The 23,012-nt window shown below is 72.8% G+C and carries 23 protein-coding genes and 1 tRNA gene; 3 read left to right on the plus strand and 21 right to left on the minus strand.

From position 1 onward, the window contains the following. Positions 1–33: 33 nt before the first annotated feature. The 19 genes from Q6348_RS13800 to argS all read right to left on the minus strand — a co-directional run bounded on the left by Q6348_RS13800 (position 34) and on the right by argS (position 19,807). Positions 34–927, minus strand: a complete 894-nt coding sequence (locus Q6348_RS13800) for a F0F1 ATP synthase subunit gamma (protein ID WP_304601852.1) — start codon at positions 925–927, stop codon at positions 34–36. Between the two features lie 2 nt (positions 928–929). Continuing rightward, positions 930–2,561: a F0F1 ATP synthase subunit alpha gene (gene atpA / locus Q6348_RS13805; protein WP_304601853.1), complete on the minus strand. Its 1,632-nt coding sequence runs from the start codon at positions 2,559–2,561 to the stop codon at positions 930–932. A gap of 75 nt (positions 2,562–2,636) precedes the next feature. After that, positions 2,637–3,449, minus strand: a complete 813-nt coding sequence (locus tag Q6348_RS13810) for a F0F1 ATP synthase subunit delta (RefSeq protein ID WP_304601854.1) — start codon at positions 3,447–3,449, stop codon at positions 2,637–2,639. Continuing rightward, positions 3,449–4,018: a F0F1 ATP synthase subunit B gene (locus Q6348_RS13815; RefSeq protein WP_304601855.1), complete on the minus strand. Its 570-nt coding sequence runs from the start codon at positions 4,016–4,018 to the stop codon at positions 3,449–3,451. The genes Q6348_RS13810 and Q6348_RS13815 overlap by 1 nt, the downstream gene beginning before the upstream one ends. Then, positions 4,015–4,245, minus strand: a complete 231-nt coding sequence (atpE, locus tag Q6348_RS13820) for an ATP synthase F0 subunit C (protein ID WP_304601856.1) — start codon at positions 4,243–4,245, stop codon at positions 4,015–4,017. Before atpE ends, Q6348_RS13815 begins: the two co-directional genes overlap by 4 nt. A gap of 89 nt (positions 4,246–4,334) precedes the next feature. After that, positions 4,335–5,150 carry a F0F1 ATP synthase subunit A gene (atpB, locus tag Q6348_RS13825; protein ID WP_304601997.1) on the minus strand — a complete coding sequence of 272 codons (816 nt, stop codon included), beginning with the start codon at positions 5,148–5,150 and terminating at the stop codon, positions 4,335–4,337. A 124-nt stretch (positions 5,151–5,274) separates the two neighbouring features. Continuing rightward, a complete protein-coding gene (locus Q6348_RS13830) occupies positions 5,275–5,727 on the minus strand; it encodes a Cg1360 family ATP-synthase-associated protein (protein WP_304601857.1) in 453 nt (150 codons plus the stop codon). 12 nt (positions 5,728–5,739) lie between these two features. Continuing rightward, complete coding sequence (locus Q6348_RS13835) at positions 5,740–6,855, minus strand: glycosyltransferase family 4 protein (protein WP_304601858.1); 1,116 nt, start codon at positions 6,853–6,855, stop codon at positions 5,740–5,742. Then, positions 6,852–7,484 (minus strand): L-threonylcarbamoyladenylate synthase, encoded by a 633-nt coding sequence (locus tag Q6348_RS13840; RefSeq protein WP_304601859.1) that lies wholly within the window; start codon positions 7,482–7,484, stop codon positions 6,852–6,854. Before Q6348_RS13840 ends, Q6348_RS13835 begins: the two co-directional genes overlap by 4 nt. 10 nt (positions 7,485–7,494) lie before the next feature. Next, positions 7,495–8,433 carry a peptide chain release factor N(5)-glutamine methyltransferase gene (gene prmC / locus Q6348_RS13845; protein ID WP_434061977.1) on the minus strand — a complete coding sequence of 313 codons (939 nt, stop codon included), beginning with the start codon at positions 8,431–8,433 and terminating at the stop codon, positions 7,495–7,497. Then, complete coding sequence (gene prfA, locus Q6348_RS13850; RefSeq protein ID WP_304601860.1) at positions 8,430–9,518, minus strand: peptide chain release factor 1; 1,089 nt, start codon at positions 9,516–9,518, stop codon at positions 8,430–8,432. The genes prmC and prfA overlap by 4 nt, the downstream gene beginning before the upstream one ends. Positions 9,519–9,591: 73 nt before the next feature. Continuing rightward, entirely contained in the window at positions 9,592–9,810 is a 219-nt protein-coding gene (gene rpmE, locus Q6348_RS13855; protein WP_304601861.1) for a 50S ribosomal protein L31, read from the minus strand. A gap of 134 nt (positions 9,811–9,944) precedes the next feature. Further along, entirely contained in the window at positions 9,945–11,915 is a 1,971-nt protein-coding gene (gene rho, locus Q6348_RS13860; RefSeq protein WP_434061976.1) for a transcription termination factor Rho, read from the minus strand. Between the two features lie 272 nt (positions 11,916–12,187). Continuing rightward, complete coding sequence (thrB, locus tag Q6348_RS13865; protein ID WP_304601862.1) at positions 12,188–13,102, minus strand: homoserine kinase; 915 nt, start codon at positions 13,100–13,102, stop codon at positions 12,188–12,190. Continuing rightward, entirely contained in the window at positions 13,099–14,175 is a 1,077-nt protein-coding gene (thrC, locus tag Q6348_RS13870) for a threonine synthase (RefSeq protein ID WP_304601863.1), read from the minus strand. The genes thrB and thrC overlap by 4 nt, the downstream gene beginning before the upstream one ends. Continuing rightward, entirely contained in the window at positions 14,176–15,465 is a 1,290-nt protein-coding gene (locus Q6348_RS13875) for a homoserine dehydrogenase (protein ID WP_304601864.1), read from the minus strand. A gap of 117 nt (positions 15,466–15,582) precedes the next feature. Then, positions 15,583–16,635, minus strand: a complete 1,053-nt coding sequence (locus tag Q6348_RS13880) for an aminotransferase class V-fold PLP-dependent enzyme (protein ID WP_304601865.1) — start codon at positions 16,633–16,635, stop codon at positions 15,583–15,585. Between the two features lie 170 nt (positions 16,636–16,805). Next, on the minus strand, positions 16,806–18,092 hold the full coding sequence (lysA, locus tag Q6348_RS13885) for a diaminopimelate decarboxylase (protein WP_304602000.1): 1,287 nt from the start codon (positions 18,090–18,092) through the stop codon (positions 16,806–16,808). 50 nt (positions 18,093–18,142) lie between these two features. After that, the gene (gene argS, locus Q6348_RS13890) at positions 18,143–19,807 is read right to left on the minus strand and encodes an arginine--tRNA ligase (RefSeq protein ID WP_304601866.1); all 1,665 of its coding nucleotides are present in this window, start codon (positions 19,805–19,807) and stop codon (positions 18,143–18,145) included. 163 nt (positions 19,808–19,970) lie between these two features. On the opposite strand from argS, the gene Q6348_RS13895 reads away from it, so the two are divergent. After that, positions 19,971–20,627 (plus strand): FadR/GntR family transcriptional regulator, encoded by a 657-nt coding sequence (locus tag Q6348_RS13895; protein WP_304601867.1) that lies wholly within the window; start codon positions 19,971–19,973, stop codon positions 20,625–20,627. A gap of 59 nt (positions 20,628–20,686) precedes the next feature. After that, positions 20,687–20,759 (plus strand) — tRNA-Arg (locus Q6348_RS13900). Positions 20,760–21,003: 244 nt separating this feature from the next. Here the strand turns inward: Q6348_RS13900 and Q6348_RS13905 are convergent. Then, complete coding sequence (locus Q6348_RS13905) at positions 21,004–21,432, minus strand: hypothetical protein (RefSeq protein WP_304601868.1); 429 nt, start codon at positions 21,430–21,432, stop codon at positions 21,004–21,006. Between the two features lie 47 nt (positions 21,433–21,479). Further along, complete coding sequence (locus Q6348_RS13910; protein WP_304601869.1) at positions 21,480–22,427, minus strand: hypothetical protein; 948 nt, start codon at positions 22,425–22,427, stop codon at positions 21,480–21,482. A gap of 26 nt (positions 22,428–22,453) precedes the next feature. Between Q6348_RS13910 and Q6348_RS13915 the strand changes: the two genes are divergently transcribed. Then, positions 22,454–22,732: a DUF7662 domain-containing protein gene (locus Q6348_RS13915; RefSeq protein WP_304601870.1), complete on the plus strand. Its 279-nt coding sequence runs from the start codon at positions 22,454–22,456 to the stop codon at positions 22,730–22,732. The last annotated feature ends 280 nt before the right edge of the window (positions 22,733–23,012 follow it).

Consider the following 23,012-nt stretch of genomic DNA (forward strand, 5'->3'; position numbering starts at 1 on the left):
GGTCCTGCCTTCCGGTGGTGGTGCGGTCTGGTCTCAGGATGCGGCAAGGGCGTCGGCGCCGGACACGATCTCGCTGATCTCCTGCGTGATCTCGGCCTGGCGCGCCTGGTTCGCCAACCGCGTGTAGCTGCGGATGAGGTCTTCGGCGTTGTCGGTCGCGGTGTGCATCGCGCGCTGGCGCGCTGCGAGCTCGGACGCCGCGGCCTGGAGCAGGCAGGACAGGATCCTGCTCTGCACGTACCGCGGCAGGAGCGCGTCGAGCACCTGGTCGGGCGAGGGCTCGTACTCGTACAGCGGCAGGGCCTCGTGGGTGTCGGCGACCTCGCCCTCGACGACCTCGAGCGGCAGCATGCGCAGCACCTGCGGTGTCTGCGTCACCATGTTGACGAACTGCGTGTACACGATGTGCAGCTCGCCGACCCCGCCCTCGTCCTCGGGCCGGAGGAAGGCGTCCAGGAGGTTCTGGGACACGTCCGCGGCGAGGTCGGCCGAGGGCGCGTCCGACTCACCCGTCCAGCTCCCGGCGAGCTCCCGGCCGCGGAACGTGAAGTAGGACACCGCGCGGCGTCCCACGACGTACAGCACGGCCTCGCGCCCCTCCTCCGCGAGGCGCTCGGTGAGACGCTCGGCCTCGCGCAGGACCGACGCCGTGTAGGCGCCCGCCATGCCCCGGTCGGCGCCGAGCACCAGCACCGCGGCGCGCTTGGCGTCCGGGCGCTCGGTGGTCAACGCGTGGTCCACGCCCGAGTGCGTCGCCACCGCGGAGACGGCACGGGTGATGGCGCGGGCGTAGGGCCCGGCGGCGGACACCCGCTCCCGCGCCTTGCCGATCCGCGACGCAGCGATGAGCTCCATCGCGCGGAAGATCTTCTTCAGCGACTGTGTCGACCGGATGCGCTGCCGGTAGACGCGCTGCTGACCGGCCACGCTCAGCCCTTCTTCTGCTTGACGATCTGCTCCTGGGCGACGTCCGCCTCCGACTCGCCCTCCTGGGCCGGGGCCGTCTCCGCCTCGTCGCCGGAGACCACGAAGCCCGCGGCGAACTCGTCGATCGCCGCCTCCAGCGCCGCCTCGGTGTCCTCGTCGAGCTTGCCCGTCTCGGCGATCGTGGACAGCACGTCGGAGTGGTGCTTGAGGTGGTCGAGCATCTCCTGCTCGAACCGCCGGACCTCGCCCACCGGCACCTCGTCCAGCTTGCCGTGCGTGCCGGCCCAGATGGAGGCGACCTGGTCCTCGACCGGGTAGGGCGTGTACTGCGGCTGCTTGAGGAGCTCCATCAGCCGCGCGCCCCGGGTGAGCTGGCGCCGCGATGCCGCGTCCAGGTCGGAGGCGAACATCGCGAAGGCCTCGAGCGACCGGTACTGGGCCAGGTCGATCTTCAGCGTGCCGGAGACCGACTTCATCGCCTTGACCTGGGCGGAACCACCCACGCGGGACACCGAGATGCCCACGTCCACGGCGGGCCGCTGGTCGGCGTTGAACAGGTCGGACTGCAGGAAGATCTGACCGTCGGTGATGGAGATGACGTTCGTCGGGATGTAGGCGGACACGTCGTTCGCCTTGGTCTCGATGACCGGAAGACCCGTCATCGACCCGGCCCCCATCTCGTCGCTGAGCTTGGCGCAGCGCTCCAGGAGCCGGGAGTGCAGGTAGAACACGTCGCCCGGGTAGGCCTCGCGGCCCGGCGGGCGCCGCAGCAGCAACGACACGGCGCGGTACGCCTCGGCCTGCTTGGACAGGTCGTCGAACACGATCAGCACGTGCTTGCCGTCGTACATCCAGTGCTGGCCGATGGCCGAACCAGTGTAGGGCGCGAGGTACTTGTACCCCGCGGGGTCCGACGCGGGCGCGGCGACGATGGTGGTGTACTCGAGCGCGCCTGCGTCCTCGAGCGCACCGCGCACCGAAGCGATCGTCGACCCCTTCTGCCCGATCGCGACGTAGATGCAGCGGACCTGCTTGCTGGGGTCCCCGGTCTCCCAGTTGCTCTTCTGGTTGATGATCGTGTCGATCGCGATCGCGGTCTTGCCGGTCTGCCGGTCGCCGATGATCAGCTGGCGCTGGCCGCGGCCGATCGGGATCATCGCGTCGATCGCCTTCAGACCGGTCTGCAGGGGCTCGTGCACGCTCTTGCGGGCCATCACGCCGGGCGCCTGGAGCTCGAGCGCACGGCGCCCCTCGGTCGCGATGTCGCCGAGGCCGTCGATCGCCCGCCCGAGAGGGTCGACGACGCGGCCCAGGTATCCGTCGCCCACCGGTACGGAGAGCACCTCGCCGGTGCGCCGCACCGTCTGGCCCTCCTCGATGCCGGTGAACTCACCGAGCACCACGACGCCGATCTCCCGGACGTCGAGGTTGAGCGCCAGGCCCAGGGTGCCGTCCTCGAACTCGAGCAGCTCGTTGGCCATCGCGCCCGGCAGACCCTCGACCTGGGCGATGCCGTCGCCGGCCAGCGTGACGCGGCCGATCTCCTCGCTCACGGCCCCGCTAGGGGTGTACGACGAGACGAAGCTGTCCAGCGCAGCCCTGATCTCCTCGGGCTTGATCGTCAGCTCAGCCATGGTCTGCCTCCTCATCGGACCGCCTCGGCGGTCTGCGTGCTGCGTGGGCCTGGCGGCCCTGAGTCCTTGCGGCCGTCAGCCGGCCAGTCTGCGTCGAACATCGTCCAGGCGGCTCAGCACGGTGGAGTCGACCACCTGCGAACCCACCTGGATCCGAAGCCCCCCGATCACCTGCGGGTCGACCGCGACCGTCAGGTGCACCTTGCTGCCGTAGGAACGCTGCAAGAGCTCCGCGAGCCGCGACCGCTGGGCGTCGCTCAGCGCCGTGGCGGCGGTGACCGAGGCCACCAGCATCTGCCGGCGACGGGCCGCCAGTCGGATGAGCCTGCGAAGCATGCGCACCATGGTGCGGCCGCGCGGACAGAACGCGGCCCGCGCCACGAGCTGCACGGTGGTCGGCTCCACCTTGCCGTCGAGCAACGACCGGGCCAGCTGTGCTCGGCTCTCGGCGGGCGCGCCCTGGTCCACGAGGGCACGGCGCACCTCACGTTCCGAGACCAGGAGGCGCTCGAACCGGAACAGCTCGTCCTCGACCACCTCGAGCCGGCCGGCGTCCTGCGCCGACGCGAGGACGGCGTCGGCCGCCAGCTCCTCCACCGCGTCGACGAGGTCCTCGTCATCCGACCACCGACGACGCGCGAGCTCGGCGACCACGTCCGCGGTGCGCTCGTCCGCCGCACCGAGCAGCGAGCGCACGAGCCCGGCCTTGTCCTCGCCGCTTCGGGCCGGGTCGCTCATCGCCCGGCGCAGCGACGCGGACGCGATCAGGGCGTCCACCACCGCGAAGAGCTGGGCGCCGAGCACGGCTGCCTGCTGCTCGGCCGATCGCAGGACGGGCTCGAAGCCTTCCTGGACCGCCTCGAGCGACGCCGCACTGGTGCCCCGCATCAGCTCTCCTTGCCCGCAGCGCTCGCCTCGAGGTCGTCGAGGAAGCGGTCGATCACCCGGGACTGCCGGGCCTGGTCGGCCAGCGCCTCACCGACGATCCGCGACGCGAGCTCGGTGGCCAGGGCCCCGACCTCGGCGCGCAGCGCGACGGCAGCCTGCGTGCGCTCAGCCTCGATCTGGCGCTGGGCGTTCTCAAGGATCCGCGCGGCGTCGTCCGTCGCACGCCCACGCGCGTCCGCGACGATCGTGGCACCCTCCGCGCGCGCCTCGTCACGGATCCGCGCTGCCTCGGCACGGGCGTCGGAGAGCTGCCGGTGGTACTCGGCGAGCGCCGCCGAGGCCTCGGCCTGAGCGTGCTCGGCCTTGGCCAGGCCGCCCTCGATCTTCTCGGTGCGCTCGTCGAGGATCTTGGTGATGTTCGGCAGGACCCACCGGTACATCGCCACGGCGACCAGGACGACGACGACCGCCGACCAGAAGATGTCGTAGCCCTCGGGCAGCAGCAGGTCGATGCCGGTGTGGCCGCCGTCGGATGCCGCCGCGAGCAGCACGGGTACCTGGGGCATCATGCGAACAGGAAGCCGGCCACGATCCCGAGGAGGGCGAGCAGCTCGACGAACGCGATGCCGAGGAACATCGTCGCGCGCAGCTGGCCGGACGCTTCGGGCTGACGGGCCATGCCCTCGATCGTCTTGCCGATCAGGATGCCGAGGCCGATGCCGGGGCCGACGGCGGCCAGGCCGTAACCGATCGACGCGACGTTGCCGGTGACGGCGGCGAGTGTGGTGCTGTCCACGATGTGCTCATTCCTTCCGTGGTGCGCCGCCGGTGAGGCGGACGACTGGGGTGTGTGGGACGGGGGCGCCGGACGGCACCGGTTCGGGCCTAGTGCTCCGCCTCCAGAGCCAGGTTCAGGTAGACGGCTGCGAGGAGGGCGAAGATGTACGCCTGGAGCGCCGCGACCAGCGCCTCGAAGAGCATGAACATCACGCCGCCCGCGAACGAGGCGACGCTGAAGACCTTGAGCGCGCCGCCCGCCTCGAAGAGGAAGAACTGCGTCGCGGCGAAGGCGAGCGCGAGCATGATGTGCCCGGCGATCATGTTCGCCGTGAGTCGCAGTGCCAGGGTCCCGGGCCTCAGGAGGAACACCTGGAGGAACTCGATGGGCGTGAGCAGGAAGTACATGTACCAGGGCGCGCCAGGCGGGAAGAGGCTGTTCTTGAGGAAGCCGCCCAGGCCCTGGTGCTTGATGCCGGCACCCAGGTACATGACCATCACCCACGCCGCCAGCAGGAGCGGGAGACCGATGAGCGACGTCGAGGCGATGTTCAGCACCGGGATCACACCGGTGACGTTGAAGAAGAAGATGCTGACGAGGATCGTCGTGATCATCGGCGCGTAGCGTCGACCGCGCTCCTTGCCCAGGATCTCCTCGGCGATCTGCACGCGCGCGAAGTCGAGGATGATCTCCACGACGTTCTGCGCCCGGCCCGGCACGAGCGTGGCGCGGCGCGCCACGGTGACGAAGATCGCGATCATCGCGAGCGCCGCGATGACCCGCACCATCATGATCCGGTTGAAGGCGAAGATCGTGCCGTCGAACAGGAACGCCTGCGGGAAGAAGTCGTTGATCGACGGGGCGTGGAACCCACCACCCTCTCCTGAGGCGGCGAGCAGGACAGTCGTCGCGAGGGTGGACAGAGCAGGCTCCCGGGGTTGGTTCGCATCATCGCCGGAGTGACGGGGACACCCGTCGAACCCGGACCGAGGTTCCCGGCGATCCTAACGCAGGTCGGACATGCCCTGCTTCGCCGAACCGCGGCACTCAGGTGCCCGGCGCGGAGTACGGTACCCGACCCTTGGCGACGGCGCGATAGTCCAGCAGGGCGGAGCCGAGCGCGCCCACCACCAGCACCCCGACCAGGACGCGACGGTCGTAGAAGTCGCGGTCGGCCAGCACCGCGAGCACCACCATGAGCAGCAGCATCTTGCCCAGCCAGGCCCCGAGCACGACCCCGGCGGTGGTCGTGGCGCTGGACCGGGTCGTCCGCAGCACGCTGACGACGGTGGTGCCGCTGAACACCAGCGTGACCGCGACCCCGATCAGGGCGCCCCACAGCCCGCTGCTGCCGGCGATGACGAGACCCACGACCGTCCCGACCACGCCCACGGCGACGACCAGGACGAGCATGTCCCGCAGCGCCCGCCGCAGGACCGGGCGCAACGGGTCGTCCGGGGTCGGCGCGGCCTCGGGACGGTCGGCGTCGGGAGCTGACATGGTCCTCGCACCCTAGTCGATCGCCGGGGCGCGATCCGTGTCACGCGCGCGCCCGCGCAGGGGCCCGAGCGTGAGCAGGAGCGCCACCACGCTGCCTATCCCGAGCACGACGAGCGCCTGGGTGGTCGTCAGCTCCACCAGCAGGGCAGCGTCGAACGCGAACAGCGCCGTCCACAGGTACAGGACGCCGACGGCCCGACGGTGCGAGTGACCGAGCTGGAGCATCCGGTGGTGCAGGTGCAACCGGTCCGGGTGGAACGGCGACTTCCCGTGACTCATCCGGCGGACCACGGCCAGTCCCATGTCCAGCAGCGGTAGCAGCAGCACGGCCACCGGCAGCAGGATCGGCAGGAACGCCGGGACCTGCTGGCGGGCCGTGAGGGTCGCCGCGTCGATCTGCCCGGTGACGACGATCCCGGCGGCGGCGAACGTCAGCCCGATCAGCATCGACCCCGAGTCGCCCATGAAGATCCGGGCGGGGTTCACGTTGTGCGGGAGGAAACCGAGGCACGCGCCCACCAGCACGGCGAGGATCACGCTCGCGACGTTCGCGTAGTCCGCGGAGATGTTCCGCGTGATCAGGTAGGTGTAGAGGAGGAAGGCAGACCCCCCGATGGCGGCCACGCCCGCCGCCAGGCCGTCCAGGCCGTCGACGAAGTTCACCGCGTTGATCGCGACCACGACGACCAGCACGGTCGCGAACAGCGACATCCGGCTGGACGGGATGGTCAGGCCGGCGATCGGCAGCGCGTACAGCTGCACCCCGCCCCACCAGGCCATCAGGCCACCGGCCAGCACCTGGCCGATCAGCTTGGTGAGCCAGTCCAGCTCCCAGATGTCGTCCGCCACCCCCAGCAGGGCCACGACGGCCCCGGCACCGAGCACGGCCCACGGGATCGGGCCGGCGAACACGTCGGCGAGGAAGGGGATCCGCGACCCGACCAGCAGCGCCACCGCCATGCCCGCGAGCAGGGCCAGGCCGCCCATCCGAGGGATCGGCGCGGTGTGCACGTCACGCTCCCGCGGCGCCGTGATCGCCCCCGACGCGGTGGCCAGGCGGCGCGCCAAGGGCGTGACCAGCCAGGAGACCGCCGCGGCGATCAGCAGCAGCAGCAGGTAGGTCCTCATGCGATGTCGGCGACCTCGGCGACCTCGCGGAGCCGATCGATGCCGATCGCACCGGCACGCACCAGCCGGAGCCCGTCGGTGGCGTCCACGATGGACGACGCCACGCCGCCGGGGGCCGGCCCCCCGTCCAGGTACACCGTCACGGAGTCCCCGAGCTGCTCGCGCGCCTCGTCGGCCGTCCGGGCTGCCGGGTTCCCCGTGCGGTTCGCCGAGGAGACGGCGAGCGGACCGGTCCGTGCGAGCAGCGCCAGCGCCGCGGGGTGGTCGGGCATCCGCACCGCGACGGTCCCGCGAGTCTCCCCCAGGTCCCAGGCGAGCGACGGGTGGGAGCGCAGGATGACGGTCAGGCCGCCCGGCCAGAACGCCTCGACGAGCGCGCGGGCCGCGGCGGGCACGTCGGTGCACAGGCCGTCGAGGGTCGCGACCGCGGGGACCAGGACGGGCGGGGGCATCTGGCGTCCCCTGCCCTTGGCCGCGAGCAGCCGCGCCACGGCTGCGGCGTCGAAGGCGTCGGCGCCGATCCCGTAGACGGTGTCGGTGGGCAGCACCACGAGGCCACCGCGCCCCAGCGCGTGCACCGCCTCGTCCAGCGCGGGGCCCCAGGTGGCCGGGTCGGTGACGTCGTTCACGGCCGCGAGTCTAGGCCGGGCCGCCCGCGCCGGGGTGCCGGGCCCGCCGCGCGACGACCATCCGGTCACGGCCCGCCAGGTCGGGCCGGGTGCGCACCTCGTCGAACGCGCCGGTTCCGGCGACCAGGTCACGCACCGCGGCGGCCTGCACCTCGGCGTGCTCCATCACGAGCAACCCCCCGGGCACCAGCAGCACGACGGCACGCTCGACGACGGCGCGAGGGACGTCCAGCCCGTCGTGGCCCCCGCCGTAGAGGGCGAGGTCCGGGTCGTGCTCCCGCACCTCCGGCTCCCTCGGCACGGCGTCGGGCGGGATGTACGGGGGGTTGGAGACGAGCACGTCGACCCGCCCGGCGAGGTCGGTCAGCAGCGCAGGGTCGCGCACATCGCCGGCCACGACCCGGACGTCCTGCGCGCCGACGGCCGCGGCGTTCGCCTCCGCCAGGCGCACCGCCTCGGGCGCGAGGTCGACGGCCACGACGCGCGCACCGGGGACCTCGGTGGCCACCGACAAGGCGATGCCACCCGCCCCGCAGCACAGGTCGACCACGACGGGGCGAGGTGCGCGAGCGGCCGCTCCGTCGATGGCCGCCTGGGCGACCATCTCCGTCTCGGGCCGCGGCACGAACACCCCGGGCGCCACCTGCAGCGTGAGGTGCCGGAAGCCGGTGCTGCCCACGATGTGCTGCAACGGCTCGCGGCGCGCACGCCGGTCGACAGCCGACGCGAACCGGGTGAGCTCGCGCGCCGAGAGCCGCTCCGGCAGCGGCACCGGCAGCCGGTCGGTGCCCAACGCGTGGGCCAGCAGCGCGCGGGCGTCCGCCGCCGGGGAGGCGACGCCCGCCTCGACCAGGAGACGGCGAGCCGCCTCCAGGTGCTGGCGGACGCTCGCGTCCTGCCTCGGGGGCTCGGCCCCGTCGGCCGGTGGCCCGACTCCCGACGCGCTCACCGACCACCCGCAGCGAGCCGCGCGGCCTCGTCGGCCTCGATCGCCGAGCGCACCACGGCTTCGAGATCACCGGCGAGCACCTGGTCCAGGTTGTAGGCCTTGTACCCCGTGCGATGGTCGGCGATCCGGTTCTCCGGGAAGTTGTAGGTCCGGATGCGCTCCGACCGGTCCACCGTGCGCACCTGGGAACGGCGCGCAGCGGACGCCTCCGCGTCGGCCACCTCCTGCTGGGCGGCGAGCAGGCGCGCGCGCAGGATGCGCAGTGCCTGCTCCTTGTTCTGCAGCTGGGACTTCTCGTTCTGGCAGGAGACCACCGTCCCGGTGGGCAGGTGCGTGATGCGGACCGCGGAGTCGGTGGTGTTCACGCTCTGGCCGCCCGGGCCGGACGAGCGGTACACGTCGATGCGCAGGTCGGCGGGATCGATCTCGACCTCTGCGGGGTCGTCGACCTCGGGCAGCACCACGACGCCGGCCGCCGAGGTGTGGATCCGGCCCTGCGACTCGGTGACCGGCACGCGCTGGACGCGGTGCACGCCCCCCTCGTACTTCAGGTGGGCCCACACGCCGTCGGCGGGCTCGCCGACGCTGCGGGCCTTGACCGCGACGGTCGCGTCCTTCACTCCGCCGAGGTCGGACTCCGTCAGGTCGACGACCTGGGTCTGCCACCCCTTGCGCTCGGCGTAGCGCTGGTACATGCGGAGCAGGTCGCCCGCGAACAGCGCGGACTCCTCGCCGCCCTCCCCCGCCTTGATCTCCAGGAGCACGTCGCGCGCGTCGTCCGGGTCGGTGGGCAGCAGCACCCGGCGCAGCGCCTCGGCGGCGTCGTCGCGGGCCCGGGAGAGCGCAGCCGCCTCGTCGGCGAACGACGGGTCCTCGGCTGCCAGCTCGGCCCCCGCGGAGGCGTCCTCCGCCGCTGCGGCCCACGCCTGGTGAGCCGCGACCACGCGCCGGAGCTCGGCGTACCGGCGCCCCACGCGTCGGGCCCTGCCGGGATCGGCGTGCAGCTCAGGGTCGGCGAGCGCACGCTCGAGCTCGGCGTGCTCCGCGAGCAGCGGCGCGACGGCGCCGAACGGGTCCTCGCTCACGACCCACCTCCCGTGACATGCCAGACGCCGGCGGGACGCCACCGTCGAGGTGGTCCCGCCGGCGTCGGACGAGCTACTTGGCGGCCGAGCGCTTGCCGTACCGCGCCTCGAACCGGGCCACCCGGCCACCGGTGTCGAGGATCTTCTGCTTGCCCGTGTAGAACGGGTGGCAGGCGGAGCACACCTCGGCGTGGATCTGGCCGGAGGTCTGCGTGCTGCGGGTGGTGAACGTGTTTCCGCAGGTGCACGTCACCTCGGTGGTGACGTAGGCGGGGTGGATGTCCTTCTTCACGGGCTTCTCCTCATCGCGGTGTCCCCGGGTCGCAGGCGGACGCCCACGTGAACCGGAGACCGAGCAGACAGTCTGCCATGGCGTGGGTCCAACGCTGCAACGCGCGGGAACCTTCCCTGGTCCGGTCCTGGGTCTCAGTCGTCCTTCCCGGGCACCCCCGGGGTGGTCTTCTGGACCTGGAGCAGGAACTCCACGTTCGACTTGGTCTCGCGGAGCTTGGACAGCAGGAGCTCGATCGCCTGCTGCTGGTCCAGCGCCGAGAGCACGCGGCGCAGCTTCCAGTTGATCTTGAGCTCGTCGGCTGCGATGAGGACCTCCTCGCGGCGGGTGCCGGACGCGTCGACGTCCACCGCCGGGAAGATCCGCTTGTCCGCGAGCTGCCGGGAGAGCTTGAGCTCCATGTTCCCGGTGCCCTTGAACTCCTCGAAGATCACCTCGTCCGCCTTGGAGCCGGTCTCCACCAGTGCGGTCGCGAGGATGGTCAGCGAACCGCCCTCCTCGATGTTGCGGGCCGCGCCGAAGAACCGCTTGGGCGGGTACAGGGCCGAGGAGTCCACACCACCGGACAGGATGCGGCCGCTGGCCGGCGCCGCGATGTTGTACGCCCGGCCCAGGCGGGTGATCGAGTCGAGCAGCACCACGACGTCCTGGCCGAGCTCGACGAGCCGCTTGGCCCGTTCGATCGCGAGCTCTGCGACGGTGGTGTGGTCGTCCGCGGGCCGGTCGAAGGTCGAGGCGATGACCTCGCCCTTGACCGTGCGCTGCATGTCCGTGACCTCCTCGGGCCGCTCGTCGACGAGCACGACCATGAGGTGGACCTCGGGGTTGTTCGTGGTGATCGCGTTCGCGATCGCCTGCAGCACGAGCGTCTTGCCGGCCTTGGGTGGGGAGACGATCAGGCCGCGCTGACCCTTGCCGATCGGCGCGACGAGGTCGATGACGCGCGTCGTGAGCAGGCCCGGGTCGGTCTCGAGCCGCAGGCGCTCCTGGGGGTACAAGGGGGTGAGCTTGCCGAAGTCGGGGCGCCTGCGGGCCTCGTCCGGCTTCAGGCCGTTGACGGAGTCGAGCCGCACCAGGGGGTTGACCTTGGCGTTACGACCCTGGGCCTGCTGCTCGCCCTCCCGCGGCTGGCGCACCGCACCGGTGACCGCGTCACCCTTGCGCAGCCCCTGCTTGCGGACCTGGTTCATCGAGACGTACACGTCGTTCTCGCCGGGCAGGTAGCCCGAGGTGCGCACGAACGCGTAGTTGTCCTTGATGTCGAGGATGCCGGCGACCGGGACGAGGACGTCGTCCTCGGCCACCTCGATCTCGTCGTAGGCCGTCAGGTCGGCCTGACCGCCCCGGCCACCGCGGCGCTTGTTGCGGTCCCGGTAGCGACCGCGACGTCGGCGACCACCGCCGTCCTCGTCACGGCCGCCCTGGCTGCCCTGGTCACGGCTGCCCTGGTCACGGCTGCCCTGGTCACGGCCGCTCTGGTCACGGCCGCCCTGGCTACGGCTGCCCTGGTCCTGGGAGCCCTGGCCCCGGCCGCCCTCGTCCCGGCCGTCCTGGCCGTGCTCGCGCTGCCGGCCGCCGGGCTGCTGCCTGTCGTCCTGGTCCTGCCGCTCGTCACCGGCCGGTGCCCCTTCCTCACGACCCGCGCGGCGCGGTCGGCGCCCCTCGGACACCGCACGCGCCGCGTCCGCAGCGCGTGCAGCCCGCTCCGAGCGCGGCTGGTCCTGCGTACGGGTCGGGAGCTCGATGCCCAGGGTGTCGTCCACGGGCGCGGACGAACGCTGCCCCCGCGCGCGCCGCGGCGTGCTCGGCGCGCCTGCGTCGGCCGTACCGCCCTCGGAGGGCTGCACGCCGTTCGAACCGCTCGCGGCGGAACCGCCGCCGGACTGCTCGGGAGCGGGCTCAGCACTCGCCTGGGCGGCCGCCTTGCGGGAGCGGCCGGACGGCTTGTCGCCCCGGTGCTCCCGGATCGCCGCGACGAGCTCGGGCTTGCGCATCCCGGCGGCGCCGGGAAGGCCGATCTCGGCGGCGAGGGCCTGGAGCTCGGGCAGGCGCATGCTCGACAGCGCGCCGGAGCGCCCGCGCTCGGCCTGGATGGTCTCTGACACGAAGGATCCTTCCCCCTCGTCGGTGGTCGGCACGCAGGCCTGGTCCACCGCAGGGTCACGTCCGATGAGTGATGCGGAACGTCGGAGCCACGCGACCGCGCTCCGCGTCGAGCGGACCGGTGGTGGCGAGGTCCCACCGGCAGACGAACCGAGATCGCCGAGGAGCCGGGGGATGCCACGAGGATAGCACCGCGGGGCAGGTCGGTGAGGACGGCCGTACGCCCCACCGGGAAATCACCCGGTGCGGCCAACCACGCGCGCGAAGCGGGAGGTCAGAGCCGCTCGGCGAGTGCCCCGTCCGCCAGACCCGGGGCGAGCACGTGCCAGGCGTCGCGGACCCCGAGCTCCTCGAGCACCTCGTCGCGCGCGGCCGTCCCGTCTCCGCTCTCGAGCACCAGCACGGAGGGCCCGGCCCCGGAGACCACCGCCGCCTGCCCGGCCGCGCGCAACGCCTGGACCAGCTCCCAGGTGCGTGGCATGACCTCGGCGCGATAGTGCTGGTGCAGCCGGTCCTCGGTCGCGGCGAGGAGGAGCTCCGGGCGATGGCACAGCGCCTGAACGAGCAGCGCGGCACGGCCGGCCGTGAAGGCGGCGTCGGCGTGCGGGACCACGTCGGGGAGCACCCTGCGCGCCGTGGCGGTCGCGAGTCGCTCGCGCGGGACGAGCACGACGGGGACGACGTCGGGGTGCACCGGAAGCTGTGTCGCATGTGGGCCGTCCTCGCCGACCCAGCACACGGTCGCGCCGCCCAGGATGGCCGGAGCCGCGTTGTCGGGGTGTCCCTCGAAGGCCGAGGCGATCGAGAAGGCACGCGTGTTGTACAGGGCCTCCGGCTCGGCGATCAGCATCCGCGCGGCGAGGATCCCGGCGACCACCGCAGCCGCCGAGGACCCCATCCCGCGCCCGTGCGGGATGGTGTTGCGGCACCGCAGGTGCAGACCGGTCTGCGGGGCACCGACCTCGTCCAGCGCGGCCCGGATCGCCCGCACGACGAGGTGGTCCTCCCCCGTCGGCAGCTCCCCGGCGCCCTCGCCGGTGATCTCGACCCGTACGTCGGGCGACCCCAGTGCCCAGACCTCGACCTCGTCGTGATGGTCGAGGGCCAGCCCGAGCGCGTCGAACCCGGGCCCCAGGTTCGCGCTCGTCGCCGGGACGCGCACCCGGACATGGTCGGCCCCGAGCCTCATGCCTCCTCCAGCCCGAGCGCGCGCACGATGGACACCACGTCCGGGTCGACCCGCTCGGGACGGACCTCCGAGCCGTCCGGCGTACGCAACGCCCACTGCGGATCCTTCAGCCCGTGCCCCGTCACCGTCACGGTGATCCGTGCACCGTGCGGGACCCTGCCCTGCTCGGCCATCATCAGAAGGCCGGCGACGCCCGCGGCCGACGCCGGCTCGACGAACACCCCCACCTCGCGGGACAGCACGCGGTGCGCTGCGAGGATCTGCTCGTCGGTCACGGCCTCGATGAGACCACCGGACTCGTCGCGTGCGGCCAGCGCCCGGTCCCACGACGCCGGGTTCCCGATCCGGATGGCCGTCGCGACCGTCTCCGGCTCGGTCACCGGGTGCCCGAGCACGATCGGCGCGGCGCCGGCCGCCTGGAAGCCCCACATGGCGGGGGTCCTGGTGGCCGGCCCGTCGACCGCGTACTCCACGAAGCCCTTCCAGTACGCGGTGATGTTCCCGGCGTTGCCCACCGGCAGCACGTGCACGTCCGGGGCGTCCCCCAGCCGGTCCACGATCTCGAACGCCGCGGTCTTCTGGCCTTCGATGCGGTCCGGGTTGACGGAGTTGACGAGCTCGACGGGGTACGCCTCGGCGAGCTTGCGCGCGGCGACGAGGCAGTCGTCGAAGTTGCCGTCCACCTGCAGCAGTCGGGCACCGTGCGCCACGGCCTGGCTGAGCTTGCCCATCGCGATCTTGCCGTCCGGCACGAGCACGGCGCAGGTCACCCCCGCCGCCGCGGAGTACGCGGCTGCCGAGGCGCTCGTGTTGCCGGTGGAGGCACAGATCACGGCCCGCGCCCCGTGGTGCAGCGCGGCGGACATCGCGGTGGTCATGCCGCGGTCCTTGAACGAGCCGGTGGGGTTCTGACCTTCGACCTTGAGCAACACGTGTGCACCCGTGCGACGGTCCAGCGCGGGAGCCGGCACCAAGGGCGTGCCACCCTCCCCGAGCGTGACCACGTGGGTCTGGACGTGGTCGGGCAGACGGTCGGCGTACTCGGCGATGACACCTCGCCACTGGATGGCCACCTAGGCTCCTTCGACTCGCAGGACGGACAGCACGCCGTGCACGGCATCCAGGTGCCCGAGCGCCTCGACCGTGCCGGCCAGCGCGCTCTCAGGAGCCAGGTGCGTGACGACCAGGAGGTCGGCCGTGTCGTCACCGTCCGCCTGCCGGACGGCCTCGATCGAGACCCCGTGCTCGGCGAACACCGCGGCGACGGTCGCCAGGACCCCGGGACGATCGGCCACCCGCATCCTGACCTGGTAGCGCGTCGGGGCCGCGCCGACGTCGAGCACCGGGAGGTCGGCGTACCGGGACTCGATCGGCCCGCGTCCGCCCCGCACCCGGTGCCGCGCCACCGTGACCACGTCGCCGAGCACGGCACTGGCCGTGGGTCTGCCGCCGGCACCGCGCCCGTAGAACATCAGCTCACCGGCCGCGTCGGCCTCGACGAACACCGCGTTGAAGGCCTGGCGCACCCCGGCGAGCGGGTGCCCGGAGGGCACGAGGGCCGGGTGCACCCGCACCACCACGCCCTGCGGGTGGTCCGCGGTCGCCGCGACGCGCTCGGCCACGGCGAGCAGCTTGATGACGTACCCGGTCTCGGCGGCCCACGCGACGTCCTCGGCCGTCACGGCGCCGATCCCCTCCCGGTGCACCTGGTCGACCGAGACCCGGGTGTGGAAGGCCAACGAGGCCAGGATCGCGGCCTTCGCCGCGGCGTCGAAACCCGCCACGTCCGCCGTGGGGTCGGCCTCCGCGTAGCCGAGCTCCTGGGCCTGCTTCACCGCTACGTCCAGGTCGGCCCCGGTCGTGGCCATCTGGTCCAGCACGTAGTTCGTGGTGCCGTTGACGATCCCGAGCACGCGCGTCACGGCATCGCCGGCGAGCGACTCGCGCACGGGGCGCACCAGCGGGATGGCGCCGGCGACGGCGGCCTCGAAGTACAGGTCGACGCCCGCGGCGTCCGCTGCCGCGTACAGGGTCGGGCCGTCGGCGCCCAGCAGGGCCTTGTTGGCGGTGACCACCGCCGCGCCCCGCTCGATGGCGCGCAGCAGCAGCGAGCGTGCGGGCTCCAGCCCCCCCATGAGCTCGACCACCACGTCGGCCCGGTCCACCAGTGCCTCGGCGTCGGTCGTGAGCAGCGCACGGTCCACGACCGGGTCCCGGGGGGTCTCCAGGCTCCGCACGGCGACACCCACGAGCTCCAGTCGCGCCCCGGCCCGCGCCTCGAGGTCGGCGGCCTGGGTGGTCAGGAGGCGGATGACCTCGGTCCCCACGACCCCGCACCCGAGCACGCCCACACGGACCGTCACCGCGTCACCTCTCCTTCGCCGCCGCCCCGGGGCCGGGGCGCGCCCAGGATACGGGCGCGCCCGCTGCGGGGTGTCGAGGCGTCCCGCTCCTCGACCCACGCCCTGCGCCGGGCCGACTCACGGGGCAGAGAGCGCCGCCGCCGCGCGATCCGCGTCCGCCTCGTCGTTCCACAGGTGGAAGGCGAGCCGGACCATCCCCGCCCGGCCGGCGACCCGGCACCCGACCGACTCCAGCGCGCGCCGCCGGGTCCCGTCGGGATCGGGCAGCGCCACCACGGGCCGACCCTGCGGCTCGAGCGAGAGCGAGGCTCGCACCCGGTCGGCCAGCCTGGCGCCGTGGTGGCGGACCACGTCGGCGGTGCGGGGATCGTCCATCCAGCCCGCGAACAGCTCGACTGCGGGTGCTGTGCCCACCCACACGGGCCACGCCGGGGAGGTGTCGAACCGCCGTGCATCGCCGGCGAGCGCCATCGCCGGCCCGTACACCGACGCCCAGACGCTCTCGCCCGCGTACCACCCGGCGCACATCGGCCTGAGCCGGTCTGCCAGGTGGGGTGCCACGGTGAGGAACGCGGAGCCCCGTGGGGCGCACAGCCACTTGTAGGCGCCCGTCACCGTGACGTCGAAGCGTCCGGCATCAACCGGGAGCCAGCCCGCCGCCTGGGTGAGGTCGGCGACGACGATGGTGCCCGACTCCTCGGCCGCTGTCAGCACCGCGTCGGCGTCCACGAGGGTGCCGTCGGCGGACTGCGCCAGCGAGAAGGCGACGAGGTCCACGCCGGGCCGCACCGCGTCGGCCAGCCCGGCCAGCGGGACGTGGTCGACCTGGACGTCACGGTCGTCGTGCACCAGGAACGGGTAGGTGACGGACGTGAACTCCCCGGAGGGCACGACCACGCGCGCGCCGGCGGGCAGGTTCGCGGCGACCAGGCCGACGAGCACCGAGACCTGGGGTCCGACGGCCACCCGCTCGACGCCCACCTGCACGAGCCGGGCGAACGCGGCACGGGCGCGGCGGACGACCTCGTCGTAGGCGGCAGGTCGCGCCCCACCGGCTCGCCAGGTGTCCAGGTCGGCGGCCATCGCCTCGAGGACGGCGCGCGGCGGCAGGCCCATGCTCGCCGCGTCGAGGTAGCCGGGTACAGGGTCCCAGTAGGAGCGCAGGTCCACGCCACAAGCGTGCCGCATCGGGGTGCGTCACGGGGCGCACTCCGCGCCGAACCGCCGTCCGGGCGAGCACAGGTGATCGGGCTCGGGCAGCCGGGGACGGGAGACCGGCGGCGGGCACCGACGCCTCGGCCAGGGGCGGGCCTCGCGCTCGGCGGGTCGGACCGCCTGACTCAGCCGAGGTCGAGACGGAGCAGGTCCTCGACCGTCTCGCGCCGCACCAGGACCCGCGAGCGCCCGTCCGCCACGGCCACCACCGGGGGGCGCGGGACCAGGTTGTAGTTCGAGGCCATCGAGCGCCCGTAGGCACCGGTGACGGGGACCGCGAGCAGGTCGCCGGCGGCCACGTCGCCGGGCAGGTCGACGTCGTGCACGACGATGTCGCCGCTCTCGCAGTGCTTCCCGACCACTCGAGCCCGCACGGTGGCCGCCGTGGACCGGCGCGACACGACGGCAGCGTGGTACCGCGCTCCGTACAGCGCCGGACGCAGGTTGTCGCTCATGCCCCCGTCGACGGAGACGTAGGTGCGCACCGACCCGTCGTCCAGCGTGACGGGCTTGACGGTGCCGACGCGGTACAGGGTCAGCGTCGTCGGGCCGATCACGGCCCGTCCGGGCTCGATGGAGATGCGCGGCTGCGCGGTGCCCAGCTCCGCGCACGCGTCGGCGACGGTCGCGGCGACGTCCTTGGCGATGCGCCCCGGGTCGAGCGGGACCTCGCCCGGCAGGTACGCCACGCCGAAGCCCCCGCCGAGGTCGACCTCGGGCACCAGGACGCCGGTGCGCTCGGCGAGCTCGGCACGCAGCGCGAGCACGGTGCGCGCTGCGACCGTGAAGCCGGCGGGGTCGAGGATCTGCGAGCCGATGTGCGAGTGGACGCCCAGCAGCTCGAGCTCGGGGCGGGCGAGCACGGCCTCGAGCGCTGCGAGCGCGCGACCCCCGGCGACCGACAGCCCGAACTTCTGGTCCTCGTGCGCGGTGGAGATGTACTCGTGGCCACCGGCGTGCACACCCGTCGTCACGCGCACCATCACCGGGGCACGCCGCGCGGGGTCTCCGCCCCAGCCCGAGGCCGCGACCGCGGCGACCCGGTCGACCTCGGCCATCGAGTCGATCACGACGCGACCCACGCCGGCGTCGCGCGCCGCCTCGAGCTCCGCGTCGGACTTGTTGTTGCCGTGCAGCCCGATCGCGTCGCCCGGCACCCCCGCACGCAGCGCGACCGCGAGCTCACCCCCCGTGGCGGTGTCGATCCGCAGCCCCTCCTCGTGCACCCAGCGCGCCACCGCGGTGCTCAGGAAGGCCTTGCCGGCGTAGTACACGTCCGCCACGCCGAAGGCCTGCGTCCACGCGTCGCGCCAGGCCCGGGCCCGGGCCCGCAGGTCGGCCTCGTCGAGCACGTAAGCGGGCGTCCCGTGCTCGGCCGCGAGCGTTCGCAGGTCGACCCCACCGACGGTCATCGCACCGTCGGTGCCGACCGCGGCCGAGGCGGGCCACACGTGGGCGTCGGTCACATCCGCTCCGGGGCGCTCACGCCGAGCAGGTCGAGGCCGTTGGCCAGCACCTGCCGGGTGGCGTCGTTGAGCCAGAGGCGGGTGCGGTGGGTGTCCGTGACGGGCTCCTCGCCGACGGGCGTGACGCGGCAGCGGTCGTACCACTTGTGGTAAGCCGACGCGAGCTCCTCGAGGTAGCGCGCGACCCGGTGCGGCTCACGCAGCTCGGCGGCCTGGGCCACGACGCGGGGGAACTCACCGAGCATGCCGAGCAGCACGGCCTCGCTCGCGTCGTCCAGCAGGCCCGGGTCGAAGGCGTCCGCCCGGCGCACGCCGAGGCTCTCGGCGTTGCGCGACACGTTCGCCGTCCTGGCGTGCGCGTACTGCACGTAGAACACCGGGTTGTCGTTGGTCTTGCGGGTGATGACGTCGATGTCCAGCGTGAGCGGGGAGTCCGTCGAGGCCCTGGTCAGCGAGTACCGGGCGGCGTCCACGCCCACCCACTCGATGAGGTCTGCGAGCGTGATGATCGTCCCGGCGCGCTTGGACATCCGTACCGGCTCGCCGCCCTGCAGGAGGTTCACGAGCTGGCCGATGAGCACCTCGATGTTGTGCTCGGGGTCGTCGCCCGCGCACGCCGCGACCGCCTTGAGCCGGCCGACGTACCCGTGGTGGTCGGCACCGAGCAGGTAGATGCACACGTCGTGCCCGCGGCTGCGCTTGTCGACGTAGTACGCGGTGTCGGACGCGAAGTAGGTCAGGCTGCCGTCGGACTTGACCAGGACGCGGTCCTTGTCATCGCCGAAGTCGGTCGTGCGCAGCCACACCGCACCGTCCGCCTCGAACACGTGACCCTGCTCGCGCAGCCGCTCGAAGCCGCGGTCCACCGCGCCCGAGGTGTGCAGCGTGCGCTCGGAGTACCAGACGTCGAAGTGGGTGCCGAACCGGCCGAGGACGTCCTTCTGCGCGGCGAGCTGGTGGGCGTAGCCCGCCTCCCGGAACGCGGCCACCTGCTCCTCGCGCGGCAGGTCGAGCAGGTCGGGCTGCTCGGCGACGATCGACGTGGCGAGGTCCGCGACGTAGTCCCCGTGGTACCCGTCCTCAGGGATGGGTTCCCCGTGCGCGGCGGCCATGATCGACGCCCCGAACCGATCCATCTGGACGCCGAGGTCGTTGACGTAGAACTCGCGGGTGACGCGGGCCCCGGCCGCGGCCAGCACGCGCCCGAGGGCGTCCCCGACGGCCGCCCACCGGGTGTGGCCCAGGTGCAGCGGACCGGTCGGGTTGGCGGAGATGAACTCCAGGTCGACCGACTGCCCGGCGAGCGCGTCGCTGCGGCCGTAGTCCGCACCCGCCTCCAGGATCGTGCGCGCCAGCTCGCCCGCGGCCGCGGTGTCGAGGGTGATGTTGAGGAAGCCCGGTCCGGCGACGTCGACGCTCGCCACACCCGGCACCTGCGTCAGGCGCGCGGCCAGCAGGTCGGCGAGCGCGCGCGGCGCCATCCCGGCCTTCTTCGCCAGCTGGAGGGCCACGTTGGACGCCCAGTCGCCGTGCTCGCGCTGACGGGGGCGCTCGACGGTGACGGAGGCGGGCACCTGGTCGGCGTCGATGGGCAGGGCGCCGTCGGCCCGAGCGGTCAGCAGGACGTCGCGCAGCGCGGCGGAGAGCTCAGCAGGGGTCACCGAGCGATCCTAGCGGCGGCCGATGTGGCGCCCGGAATAGGGGGACCATCGTCCCGAGATCGCGGCACCTGGCTGCCGACAACCCGCCAACGAGGTGACGAAACGTGCGCCGAGGCACCTCGGAGGTGTTCACTCATCCCACGACCTCAGTGGGGAGACGGGGATGCGACGCACCAACCTCATCGACGCGGCCGTCGGCCGCCTGCGCCAGCAGATCACCTCGGGCACCTGGGAGATCGGCACACGCATCCCTGCGGAGCCCGAGCTGGCCGAGCTCATCGGCGTGGGCCGCAACACCGTGCGCGAAGCGGTCCAGTCGCTGGTGCACGCGGGCATGCTGGAGCGCCGCCAGGGCTCGGGGACCTATGTCATCTCGGACTCCGAGCTGGGCAACGCGATGGGCCGCCAGATCGCCGGCGCGCACCAGCGGGACGTGCTCGAGGTGCGCCGCGCCCTGGAGATGGAGGTGGCGCGGCTCGCAGCGGTGCGCCGCACTCCTTCCCAGGTGGACGGGCTGCGCGAGCTGCGGGACACCCGCGCCACGGCATACGACTCGGGCGACCTCGACGCGATGGTCGCGGCCGACTTCTCGCTGCACCGGCTGATCGCCGAGTCCTCGCACAACCCCGTGCTCGTCGCGCTGTACGAGAACCTCCAGGACGCGATCGGCGCGAACATCAGGTTCAACTTCGAGCACCCGGCCCATGACGACGACTCGCACCACGCGCTCGTCGAGGCCATCGCCGAGGGGGACGCGCCGGCCGCGGTCCGCGAGATCGACCACTACCTCTCCGCGCTGATCGGCACCGAGCCGGCCTGAGCACGCGCGGCACCGCGGATGCCGGACGGCCGCACGCTGCTGGTAGTGTGCTGCCTCGCGCCCGAGTAGCTCAGTGGATAGAGCGTCTGCCTCCGGAGCAGAAGGTCGAAGGTTCGAATCCTTTCTCGGGCACCCCTGCTGGTTCCGGAAAGTGAGCCCGATGACTTCCGGAAAGTCAGCCAGAAGCGCGACGAGTGAGCCCCGGACCATCAGGTCCGGGGCTCACTGGCTTCGTCGGCTGCCGAGCGGTGGTCGTCAGACGCTCATCGAGTTCAGCCGGCACCGTCGGCTCCGTTCCGGGGCACGCCGAGTAGCCCCGCCGGGGCGGGGCGACTCCAGATGTCGTTGAGAACGGGAGGGGGCTTGCGGCCGGCCGTCAGGGGCGGTTGGCCCTCCTCGCCTTGCGCGGCGTTGACCCTCGTGGTGGCGGGTCGCTGGGCGGGGCCGTCGGCGCTGACGCGGAGCGGCTGGGCTTCTGGTGCGTCCTCGGGGCGCCCGCGGTGGCGATGATGTCGCTGAGGGTCTGGGTGCGGCGGCGCTTGCGGGTGCTCCTGGTGGCGAGGCGCTCCCGCTCGGCCGCAGCGCGCTTCTCCTTGAAGGACTTGCCGATCTGGCGGTTCAGGCCCGCGATGAGGAATGCGAGGGTGAAGGTGCGCTTGGCCAGGCCCTGGAGCTTCGTGTACTTGCGGTCGAGGTTGACGTACTGGCCCTTGAGCAGGCTGTTGGTGGTCTCGGTCAGGTTCCGACGCCCGTACGCGATTTGGTGTGCGGTGGTGCCGAAGGGAACCTGAAGTGCCTGCATCATGCGCAGGTGCGCCGGTGGGAAGCGCACGATGCCGGTGCAGCAGTCGGTCACACCTTCGGGCAACGCGACGAGCGGCGCGCTCTTGGATGGGCGGCGAGCCTTCCGCAGCTGTCGAGACGCGAGCTGGCCCGCGCAGAAGGGGCAGCGCATGCGCAGGTAGCCGTCGGCGTCGAGTCCGCCGTGGACGGAGTACCGCCAGCGTGCCCGCTCGTTGTAGAGCGCCTCGATCTTGGCGCGCTCCTCGCGCGAGTCGTTGCGCTCGGGGCGCGGGAGCGAGCGCAGGTGCTCCGGTGTATGCGTCGAGAACAGGTGAACGTCGAGCCAGACGCCGTCCTTCGAGATCGGCTGGAAGGTGCGCTGCTGGGTGCCAAGTCGGTGACCGGCTCGATCCCGTGCAGGCGCAGCGGGGCGTGGGTGCGCGCGTCGGCGTTGATGGAGTAGCCGCGATCCCACGTCACGTCGCGCAGACCACACTCGACGCCGTCGATCGTGGTGCGTTCGGCGATCAGGGCGGGCACGACCGCGTCCGTGCGGTGGGCGCCGGCGGGGGTGAGGCTCGCGTTGGTCACGTAGGCCGGGACGTCAGGGCCGATCTGGAGCTCGCCGGGCTTGCCCTGCCAGACGATGTCGCGGACCTGGGTGAAGGGGTGCAGCTCGTACCCGATGTACGTACCCGCCTTGTGCTCGCTGGTCGCGCTGCGGTGGCCGGCACGGGCGTCGACGTCGCGGGTGTGGATCGGCCGCCCATCTGCGCCGGTCTCGAATGAGGCGCGCCGCGCCCGTCGGCGCGCGCGTTCGACGGCCTTGCGGTGCTCCTCGGGGTCGGCGTCAGTGTCGGGCGGCGTCTCGCCGTCGTACTCGACACCCTTGGTGCCGAGCCAGCGCCCACAGGTCTCCCAGTCGGTGCCGTCGACCGCCCGGGCACGGCTGCGCGGCAGGGTGGGGTCTTGGTTCGCCTCGGCGAGGGTCTCCACGAGCCAGGGCAGATCTGCCAAGAGGGTCTCGCCCGTGCTGGTGGTGAATGGCCTTCAGTGACGTCGAGGACGTCCTCGGCCTGCCACTGCCACCCTCGGCGCGCAACCACCTGCCCCACTGGTACGGGTACGAGGGCACCGCCCTCGGCCGCGCCATCCGCGACGCAGGCTGGCGTGCCAGCGGTGTGAACCTCACCGCCGAACGCGTCACCTTCGTCCGCGCGGTCGACTGGCCACAGGCCGCGGCGGCGAAGCCCGCCAGGGGGAACTGCAGCTCCGACACATGGATCGAACGCGGTCAGCAACTGGCTAGAGCGATGAGATGAGCGATCCGTACGACGTCGAAGGACCCCACAAGGGCGTCGTGGCGTCAGGCTCGGAGGCCGTCGGCTCCGCGGCCGGCGCCGCTGTCGGGCTCCGTCCCTTCAGTTGGCCCGTCGGCGCCATCGGCGCGCCGCGACCACAGCCGGCCGCGAGGGAGTCCGGGGGCTCCGCGGCCGGCTGTGGTGGGCCGTCAGGCCCGGTACGTCGCGCGACCCGCAGCAGCGAGCCCCGCGAGAACCTCACCCTTCTTCGTGGCGGGTGCGGTGAGGAACTCCTCGGCGG

The organism is Actinotalea lenta (genome assembly GCF_030586465.1).
In the GTDB taxonomy this organism is placed as follows: Bacteria; Actinomycetota; Actinomycetes; order Actinomycetales; family Cellulomonadaceae; genus Actinotalea; species Actinotalea lenta.

Coding starts and splice junctions, on each gene's coding strand:
- Q6348_RS13830 (WP_304601857.1), bottom strand. CDS start 5,727: ATGTCAGCTCCCGACGCCGACCGTCCCGAGGCCGCGCCGACCCCGGAC.
- Q6348_RS13915 (WP_304601870.1), top strand. CDS start 22,454: ATGGCCTTCAGTGACGTCGAGGACGTCCTCGGCCTGCCACTGCCACCC.
- atpA (WP_304601853.1), bottom strand. CDS start 2,561: ATGGCTGAGCTGACGATCAAGCCCGAGGAGATCAGGGCTGCGCTGGAC.
- Q6348_RS13905 (WP_304601868.1), bottom strand. CDS start 21,432: ATGATGCAGGCACTTCAGGTTCCCTTCGGCACCACCGCACACCAAATC.
- Q6348_RS13895 (WP_304601867.1), top strand. CDS start 19,971: ATGCGACGCACCAACCTCATCGACGCGGCCGTCGGCCGCCTGCGCCAG.
- Q6348_RS13810 (WP_304601854.1), bottom strand. CDS start 3,449: ATGCGGGGCACCAGTGCGGCGTCGCTCGAGGCGGTCCAGGAAGGCTTC.
- thrB (WP_304601862.1), bottom strand. CDS start 13,102: ATGAGGCTCGGGGCCGACCATGTCCGGGTGCGCGTCCCGGCGACGAGC.
- Q6348_RS13815 (WP_304601855.1), bottom strand. CDS start 4,018: ATGATGCCCCAGGTACCCGTGCTGCTCGCGGCGGCATCCGACGGCGGC.
- Q6348_RS13835 (WP_304601858.1), bottom strand. CDS start 6,855: ATGAGGACCTACCTGCTGCTGCTGCTGATCGCCGCGGCGGTCTCCTGG.
- lysA (WP_304602000.1), bottom strand. CDS start 18,092: ATGACCGTCGGTGGGGTCGACCTGCGAACGCTCGCGGCCGAGCACGGG.